Genomic DNA, 7,518 nt, shown 5'->3' with positions numbered 1-7,518 from the left:
CTGGCTCATTCACTTTCAGGGGGTTTTGCTAAAAAACATTTCTGAAGCAAAAATTTATGCTGCCGTCAGTAAAATGACTAACAGAAAACATAGAGATAACTGGGAGTCAAAAGCGGGTTCGCTAAGAAGGCGCGGTGAACTCGTAGAACCGTTCGTTGAAGTGCCCGTTAGTATTTCAACGAAGGCGAAACACCTGGCATTAATGAAAGCGATTATGCGTGCCGCAGAGCGCGACTGGAAATGAATAGACAACTTCCGTTTTCACTATCTTCGCCACACCTGGGCAAGCTGGTTAGTCCAGGCCGGAGTCCCGCTATCGGCATTGCAGGAAATGGGCGGTTGGGAATCAATCGAAATGGTACAGAGGTATGCCCCCCTCGCGCCACGCCATTTTAGTGCTCATGCCATGCAAATTGATAGTATTTTTGATGGTCATGTCCCAAATTCGTCCCACGGAGACAATTTGGAATTATTGAAAGCAGGGTAAATCATTGATTCTTAATGCCCTACAGGAGCAAAATTAAACTCTCAAAACACTGTTAAATAAAGACATTAACCAAGTTCAATTTTAAAGGTACCCCCAACGATACCCCCAAATAATTTTCCTTCCCCAAACCTGTACGAAGAAATTACCAAGAATATTGAAAGACAATATTTGCTATTAAAATGACTTCATATCATTGCACTTCACTTTGCTGGTTATTATTTAACTATCAATTTAACAGTTGATTATGAATTCATAATCGCAAATAAAATTTCTCTATATATAACCAGAAAGTAGTCGGTTCGGTAGGTTCAGTCGGTTCACGGACTTATTCATTTAATATATAAGGTAAATTTATTTTAAATTGAACCGACCCACGGTAGGTTCATCTATCAAGAAAGTCGGTTCAATGATTCATTTTGCGTGTAAAGTATAAAAAACGTCCGCAAAGTTCGTTCATCAGATATACAAAAGGCAACATAGTTATGGATAACATAATTCAGTTAGTATCTTCTCGTTGGGTTTCAGAATCAGTATTGATGGCAATCACTGGGCTTAAGAAAAACACTATTAAATATGCGAGAGATACAACGTGGATGGAAGGCCGAGAGTATAAGCACGTCTCAGGCAATGGCATCCCTCATGAAATATCTGCTTGCTTCTACAACCGTGAATTAGTTGATGAATGGATACAAAAAATGCCAAAAGCAATACGTCGTGAAAGGAAGTCCACTTAGATAGGAAAGTTGCTAAGCACAGAGTTGGCACGCAACTAGCTTTGATCGTGTGAAATAGCAGCCGTTTAAAGTTCAATCTCTCTGCACCAAGCCGGTGACCTGCCGGCCACTCCCCCCTGATATATCCCCAGTATTTGTGTTACAACTTATTCGTTCTATGATGCTCAAGTAAAATTCAAACTTGGATGTTTATATGCTTCGCTTAATGTTGCTTCTATGCTACACCCTAAATCTATTAGGGTGTACCTCGGTCGCAGATCAAAAGCAATCTTATGATAGCTATACAATAACTCCTGGTATAGGTATAGAAAATCTTTCACTTGGTGATTCCATCGAACATGCCAAATCAAAATTTTCAAAAGATTTCGTAATGAAGGATGGTTATCTACTCCTTCCAACGAAAGGGATAGATGCTTCGTACAACAACGAAGGAAAAATAGCCGCAATATTTCTGTATTATAGACTTCCAAAATATAAATCATTTGAAGGTATAACCGATAAAGGGATAGGCAAAAATAGCTCCATACAAGATGTATATAAAGCCTATGGAACCCCAACAAGGGAAGGTGATAGTGTAGTTTCAGAGTTTGGGGCAATGCCTGGAGCGCATGAGCACACGATAACCTATCGTCACTCCGGTATAGAGTTTACTTTTTGGGATAAGCAACTTACGGACATCCGAGTAATTAATTCACGCTAGCTGCGTGAGTATATTCTTGGGGAACAAATTGCCTTATCTATAGAGATAAGTCTGGGATACTCATACCCTAACCCACGGCTAACCTACTGCCAGGCTCTCGGAGGGGTAATGAAGTTTGATTGGACTATCATTATTCTGATTGTGGCGACTACGCTGAGCCTTTTTTATGTTTTCGAAATGGCAGAGTGGTTTATGCGATGGTGGCATGAGGCTGAGATGTTCTGAAGTGGCTAACCTACTGCTATCCGATGGATGACCGAGAAAGAAGATATGAAGGAGTATATAGTTCCCGCAATCTTAGTCTTAGCTTCTGTTATAGCTATTTCCGCAGTAGCGGCTATTACCATAGCCTTGCTGGGTAATGGCATAAAAATTGGTGATATGACTTACTATCTCAGCTAGCACATAGATGTCACGGCTAACCTACTGCTAGGGTGGGGTGAACAAATACAGCGAATCTGGCAAAGACCGGAGCGCTACAAAATTACCGGGAATTTACACTATTCGATCATCACCTTAATTACTAATGATTTCATATGGATATAGTAGAAAACAGCCTTCCCGGTCAACAGCTTGAAATTGAAGTATTTCCGGTAAAATAAGTTGAAGTTGAAGTTGAAGTTGAAGGGATTCAGATGGGGGTGCTTAACAATGGTACTCCATATCTTACAATGCGTGGATTATCACGGTTATGTGGTGTTGACCCTGCCGCCATAGCAAGACTAACTACTAATTGGATAGAAGAAAGAATTGGATAGAAGAAAGACAAAAACCAAGAGGTCAAAAAATTGACCTAATACTCCAAAATAAGGGCGTAAGACTTACCCAGCTATACTGGACTGTTAAGAACAATGGTGTGGATGTAAGAGCATTCCCCTCATCAGTCTGCATGGCAATTTTAGAATATTACGCATTCGATGCAGAACAAACAGATAAAACTACGGCTCTAAAAAATTTCCGAGCACTTGGTGACAGTGCACTAAGAAGATTGATATTCCTTAGCGTTGGAATAGATCCAGAAAATCCATTAAGAGGTGCTTGGCAATGCTTCCATGAACGTCTTCAGCTAAACTCTCAGACACCTTTTGGCTTCTTCTCTATTTTTAGTGAAATGGCTGATCTTTCATTAAAAATGATAAACTCTGGTTTTGATTTTGGCCCCGCAGCGATACCAGATATTAGCGTTGGTACGTTCTGGGGTAAGCACTGGGTTTCACAAAACCTCGATGCTAAATATGGCAACAGAACTAGACATCCTCATATGTATCCAGATTGGTTCCCGCAGCACAAAGCGGGCCCTATTGAAGCCTGGATATATCCAGATGATGCTTTGGGTGAGTTTAGACGTTGGATGCAACAGTCTTACTTGCCAACAAAATTCCCTGCATATATTCAAAATAAAGTTAGAGACGGGGCTATCCCTCAAGTCAATACAGTTGGTTTACTTAGCCAACTGAAAAGACCTGAGCTGCCTAAACTAAAATAACCGCCCCACTCTAACCCGGCCCCGCTGCCGGGTTTACCGAACAGAACTATAAGATGCATGTAACCTATTCGCCGACGTCGCTGTCGGCTTTTTTGTGTCTGTAACATTGCTATGTTACCAAAGTGTTACCATGCTCAAATTGCCACACCAGAACATTGAACCATCAAAAATTGATTACCTAGCCCACCGAGTCTCGTGTGGGCTTTTTTTGTGCTTAGAATCTCTCACCCTATGAAGTATTGCATAGGGTAGAAACCATCAGCATTATGCTACTTTCAGAGTTTTGCTCACTCTTATTGCATGGAGTAATCATCCATAATCTAATATGCTGGACAGGGATTAATATGGCAATAACAAGGGAAGGTTATGGATTCATCAAGATTTATTAAAGCTATGGCTGAGGGAATCAAGTCTATCCCCGTGGATTTATATTTGGGTGTTGAGCGAACCTTTCAAGATTTGAATCTTTCAGATGGTGGTCGATATTATCAGCAAAGAAATATGTTTGATGATAAGCGTTTTATAAACGCTTTCAGTAATCTCATTCGCGATCGATATATTATTGCTAAAGTAGCAGATATCATAATTCATGATACGCTCAGCCGTCTACCGGATGAAATAATTCAACAACTGTACCAAGAGCTTATTTATAGTGCCACTGGTAAAGCCACTCGTATGTCTGCTCAAACGCTGATAGCAGGTCACATAAGTGGTAAGGTCGTTAGTGGCTTAGTTGCTGGGATTGCAGTAAAACTTAGTTTAAGATTTGGCACCACCATTATGATTTCCGGTGTCATGTTTCAAGGGATTATGGCGCGAGCATGTGAAGCATCGCGAATATTGGCTAGAGAGAATCCAACGCTTTTTAATAAGCTAAAACCGGATGACTACGATATGTTGTTCTTTCTTTTTGAGAAGCCATTCGAGCGTTTTATTAAACTAAGTAAAATGGCAAAAAATAATCCTATAGCTTTGAGGCATTTTGCAGATGAAATCAAAAGTTATTAATGGGTTATTGCGTTTTGCCTTTGATATAATTGGGACTATAGTGTCATTTGCAGTAGTAGTAGGGTTGGTTGTTGCTTATGCCTTCTATGAAGGGATAACTGCCTGGCTGGTCGCTATCGGCTCCATCGTAGGCGGGGCTATAATCTTTTGGGTTGTACAAAAATACAGTGATAAATTCACGGCAACAAAACAGAAATAAAAAATTGTTCATCGCTAATAGTGATATCTGTCATTTTAGTCCACGGTAAATAACCGGGCCATTAAGCCCGGTTTTGTATTTATTATTCTGGTGCGACAGGCCAATCAATCTCCGGTGCTGCGTCAATATCAACACGATTCAACAACACCCGATATTTCTTCCAGGTCTGAAGCGCCGTAACTTCATCAGCGTTAGCCATATTCAGATCAACTGCATCTTGCAGTGGCGCTATTTCACTATTTGCTTGAGACATTAATTCAGTCTTTTTATATTCAGCCTGCGCGATTAACTCAATTTCGGATGGCGGTTGGACGTCAACCCAGCGCGGCATACCATCAGTGTCTGCTTTCCTTTCTTTGCCTGCCGGAGCCGTAATAAATTCTTGAAATAATTTATTGCTCACCTCTACAGCATCATCCGGCCAGCTTCCCGCCGTGACGTATTGCTCGCGCAACTCATCAGGATAAAAGCTGTTGTCAATTGCACTGTAAAATACTTTCATTTTATTCTCCCTTAGTTAGTAGCCAATCGCCCAGCAAGAGTTTGCAGCCATAGGGTTGCACTGTCTGCCGCCGCCATTCCGCTAATCACAAAATTCATGGGAGCAGCTACCGGCGCACAGACATAAACTATGGCGATAATGGGCTGTAAGGGGTAGATGTGATCGGCTAGCTGTTAAATAGCAGGGCTGACACAACAACAATCAGCACGGTAATAACTATCCCGATACTTTTATTCATTCAGCTTATCGCCTTGTCAGCTTCTAGCTTATTCACCGCAGCGCACTTTTCCGCTGTTAGCTTCAGACCTTTCACTACTGGCTTACCATCAACTCGAGTAGCACCACGGCAAACAGTCCAAATCCCTTTACCGTCAGGGTAAGCAATTAGCCGGTTACCTTCTTTCTCATCAAGAAATTGACTGAAAATGACCGATGCGGGAGCGCCAGCCATAATCAGACCGAGGACTGCTGCGCTTAGCTTGGTTTTGATTGAGGCCATTGCCCACCTCCCGATACGCCGATTATCTTATTACGAAGAGCTGGAGACATTGGCCTTCTCCCGTAATTGGAACTCTTTACGCTTGTAGTGCCAGTTCACCCCAAAAGTGCCAAAGGTGCAGATGATGCCGGCAATCATTGCCCAGTCATTAAGTGATAGCGCGCCAATGGTTGTTGTTAGCCCACCAAACCACAGGGCGATAGAGCTAGAATAATCCTTCATCTTCATAGTCTCCCCCTCCCAGTCTGCGGGTTGGGCGTATAGTTAAGGAATTTAGCCCACCAGCGCAGCCACTCATCAGTTAAAAGTGTGTGGAGTTGATTGAGTGACTGATGGGCTAAAATAAAAAAGGCCCACCGAAGTGAGCCTTTAAATGGTTATCCGTGATGATTTCATAACGGATAGTGAAATTGATAACACATAAGGATGTGGCGTAGTACATACCGATAAGACTGTATTGCGTAGCGATAATCACTAACTATATTGCGCTGCTAGATACCAAAGGCAAAATTCATCGTCAAAGAGCCGTCAATTTTAATATCTTCAGTGATAGTGCCTTTCATATCAGTTACACCAGCCAATACCGGTTCGACCTCAAAATCAGCACTAAATACTTTACCTGCCGTTTGGGTGTTTGCAGCAGATGCCCAACCTGTAATAGAACCAGACCAAAGATTTGCTGAGGTTCCAACAGAAGTAAAAGCATTGGTACTAGTGTAGTACAGATTGGATGGCTGATTATCAACCTTGGCATTCGACAGCGCCACCCAGTAAAATCCAATTTTTCCGTTGCCGTTGATAGAACCCAGACCAAATCTCGCCTTAGTTTCAGTCGAACTCGCTGTAGCTGCCCGATTATCAATCGGGGTTACGTTCAGGTAAGTTGAGGCATCACAGATTATTGTCCAACTTTTACTCATTTTAGGTAATCCAGTTGTTGTTGTGCCTGATTTAATCTGAGTTGAACTTATATTACCAAAATTATAAACACCGTTGTCTGGTGCATTAATATTACATGCCGGAACACCTATTTTCCCTTTAACTTTTAATTCAGCTGTTGGGGGGGCTGCGTGCGCAGCTGTTGCGCATAAAATCAGAAAGGCCAACACAGTCAATTGCTTTTTCATTTTATATTCCAAACGAGCTTCAACCATTTACATTAAGTAATTGTAGAGTTTTTGGTAAAAAACAAAAAACAATGACCAAGATCAATGTTTTTTATTTTATTCTCATAACTCATTGTAGTTCTTTGGTGGATTATTAAACATTGGGGCAGGGATTGACTTGTGTAGGAATTTTCTCAACGCAGTTCAATGGATGACTTTTATCCCAAGACAAAAAGCCCACCGAAGCTAACCTGAGCACCTGCGTTAACGATTTCATGTGATTAACTGTAATTTGAAACCGGTTACGGTTCCGGCGTCAACACCTACCAATGTGCTGACCGCATACCTTGAAATGCAAAAGGCCCACCGAAGTGAGCCTTAAAATTAAAGGGTTTACTGATTATTCAATTGATAACTCTACACGCTTGTCCAGGGCAGCCAAAGCCGCCTCGATTGTATCAATCTTTGTGTTATGCCCTAACGTGACAATCCTCTGAACTTCCTGCGGCTTAAGCCCCATTCGGCGTGCTAATTCAGTGTTAGTTATTCCAGTCTCCAACATTGCATTGAGCAGTAATACTTTCGCCCACACACTGGCTGGTACTGACACAAAGTCATCACCCAGACCGCTCGGAAGTGGAACCGGGCGGTTATCTGCAAAGTAAAATTCAAACGCAGTCACCAGAGCATCACGCGCCATCTCTAACGCTTCTTCTTTGGTATCGCCTTGAGTTAATGCCTCAGGTATATCAGGGAAACTAACAAAGTACCCATCACCGTCTTTCTGTAATTTAACT

Annotated in this window: 10 protein-coding genes and 3 pseudogenes; 7 read left to right on the top strand and 6 right to left on the bottom strand. The window is 41.9% G+C overall.

Annotated features, from left to right (window positions below; translation table 11 throughout):
* The 7 genes and pseudogenes from YROHD0001_RS20135 to YROHD0001_RS0119055 form a co-directional block, all read left to right on the top strand.
* Window positions 1–487 (top strand): annotated as a pseudogene (locus tag YROHD0001_RS20135) (tyrosine-type recombinase/integrase); the annotation flags it as partial.
* 482 nt (window positions 488–969) lie between these two features.
* Complete coding sequence (xisR, locus tag YROHD0001_RS0119065; protein WP_032818547.1) at window positions 970–1,221, top strand: excisionase family protein; 252 nt, start codon at window positions 970–972, stop codon at window positions 1,219–1,221.
* 193 nt (window positions 1,222–1,414) lie between these two features.
* Window positions 1,415–1,921, top strand: coding sequence for a hypothetical protein (locus YROHD0001_RS0119060; protein ID WP_032818546.1), 507 nt, complete (start codon window positions 1,415–1,417; stop codon window positions 1,919–1,921).
* Between the two features lie 270 nt (window positions 1,922–2,191).
* Complete coding sequence (locus tag YROHD0001_RS20870) at window positions 2,192–2,323, top strand: hypothetical protein (protein ID WP_261368904.1); 132 nt, start codon at window positions 2,192–2,194, stop codon at window positions 2,321–2,323.
* A gap of 331 nt (window positions 2,324–2,654) precedes the next feature.
* Entirely contained in the window at window positions 2,655–3,407 is a 753-nt protein-coding gene (locus tag YROHD0001_RS00215) for a BstA C-terminal domain-containing protein (protein WP_004716914.1), read from the top strand.
* A gap of 366 nt (window positions 3,408–3,773) precedes the next feature.
* Entirely contained in the window at window positions 3,774–4,415 is a 642-nt protein-coding gene (locus YROHD0001_RS00220) for a hypothetical protein (RefSeq protein ID WP_004716913.1), read from the top strand.
* Window positions 4,396–4,614, top strand: a complete 219-nt coding sequence (locus YROHD0001_RS0119055; protein ID WP_032818544.1) for a hypothetical protein — start codon at window positions 4,396–4,398, stop codon at window positions 4,612–4,614. The genes YROHD0001_RS00220 and YROHD0001_RS0119055 overlap by 20 nt, the downstream gene beginning before the upstream one ends.
* 82 nt (window positions 4,615–4,696) lie before the next feature.
* On the opposite strand, the gene YROHD0001_RS00225 is transcribed toward YROHD0001_RS0119055, so the two are convergent.
* From YROHD0001_RS00225 to YROHD0001_RS0119050, 6 genes and pseudogenes are all read right to left on the bottom strand, one after another.
* A complete protein-coding gene (locus YROHD0001_RS00225) occupies window positions 4,697–5,116 on the bottom strand; it encodes a tail fiber assembly protein (RefSeq protein WP_004716911.1) in 420 nt (139 codons plus the stop codon).
* Window positions 5,117–5,169: 53 nt separating this feature from the next.
* Window positions 5,170–5,289, bottom strand: a pseudogene (locus YROHD0001_RS20545) (baseplate J/gp47 family protein); the annotation flags it as partial.
* Window positions 5,290–5,357: 68 nt separating this feature from the next.
* Window positions 5,358–5,615, bottom strand: a pseudogene (locus YROHD0001_RS00230) (glycoside hydrolase family protein); the annotation flags it as partial.
* A 30-nt stretch (window positions 5,616–5,645) separates the two neighbouring features.
* Window positions 5,646–5,843 (bottom strand): phage holin family protein, encoded by a 198-nt coding sequence (locus YROHD0001_RS00235; protein WP_032818541.1) that lies wholly within the window; start codon window positions 5,841–5,843, stop codon window positions 5,646–5,648.
* A 263-nt stretch (window positions 5,844–6,106) separates the two neighbouring features.
* Entirely contained in the window at window positions 6,107–6,742 is a 636-nt protein-coding gene (locus YROHD0001_RS00240; RefSeq protein ID WP_032818540.1) for a DUF1120 domain-containing protein, read from the bottom strand.
* 379 nt (window positions 6,743–7,121) lie between these two features.
* Window positions 7,122–7,518 (bottom strand): type II toxin-antitoxin system HicB family antitoxin (locus YROHD0001_RS0119050; protein WP_032818538.1); only part of this gene is annotated, 397 nt, incomplete at its 5' end.

Origin of the sequence: Yersinia rohdei ATCC 43380 (assembly GCF_000173775.1) — a bacterium.
Lineage (GTDB): Bacteria > Pseudomonadota > Gammaproteobacteria > Enterobacterales > Enterobacteriaceae > Yersinia > Yersinia rohdei.
This window is presented reverse-complemented; position numbering and strand designations above follow the sequence as displayed.

Excerpts from the sequence above, each read along its gene's own strand:
- YROHD0001_RS00235 (WP_032818541.1), bottom strand. The coding sequence starts at position 5,843 with ATGAAGATGAAGGATTATTCTAGCTCTATCGCCCTGTGGTTTGGTGGG.
- YROHD0001_RS0119055 (WP_032818544.1), top strand. The coding sequence starts at position 4,396 with ATGAAATCAAAAGTTATTAATGGGTTATTGCGTTTTGCCTTTGATATA.
- YROHD0001_RS20870 (WP_261368904.1), top strand. The coding sequence starts at position 2,192 with ATGAAGGAGTATATAGTTCCCGCAATCTTAGTCTTAGCTTCTGTTATA.
- xisR (WP_032818547.1), top strand. The coding sequence starts at position 970 with ATGGATAACATAATTCAGTTAGTATCTTCTCGTTGGGTTTCAGAATCA.
- YROHD0001_RS00225 (WP_004716911.1), bottom strand. The coding sequence starts at position 5,116 with ATGAAAGTATTTTACAGTGCAATTGACAACAGCTTTTATCCTGATGAG.
- YROHD0001_RS00220 (WP_004716913.1), top strand. The coding sequence starts at position 3,774 with ATGGATTCATCAAGATTTATTAAAGCTATGGCTGAGGGAATCAAGTCT.
- YROHD0001_RS00240 (WP_032818540.1), bottom strand. The coding sequence starts at position 6,742 with ATGAAAAAGCAATTGACTGTGTTGGCCTTTCTGATTTTATGCGCAACA.
- YROHD0001_RS0119060 (WP_032818546.1), top strand. The coding sequence starts at position 1,415 with ATGCTTCGCTTAATGTTGCTTCTATGCTACACCCTAAATCTATTAGGG.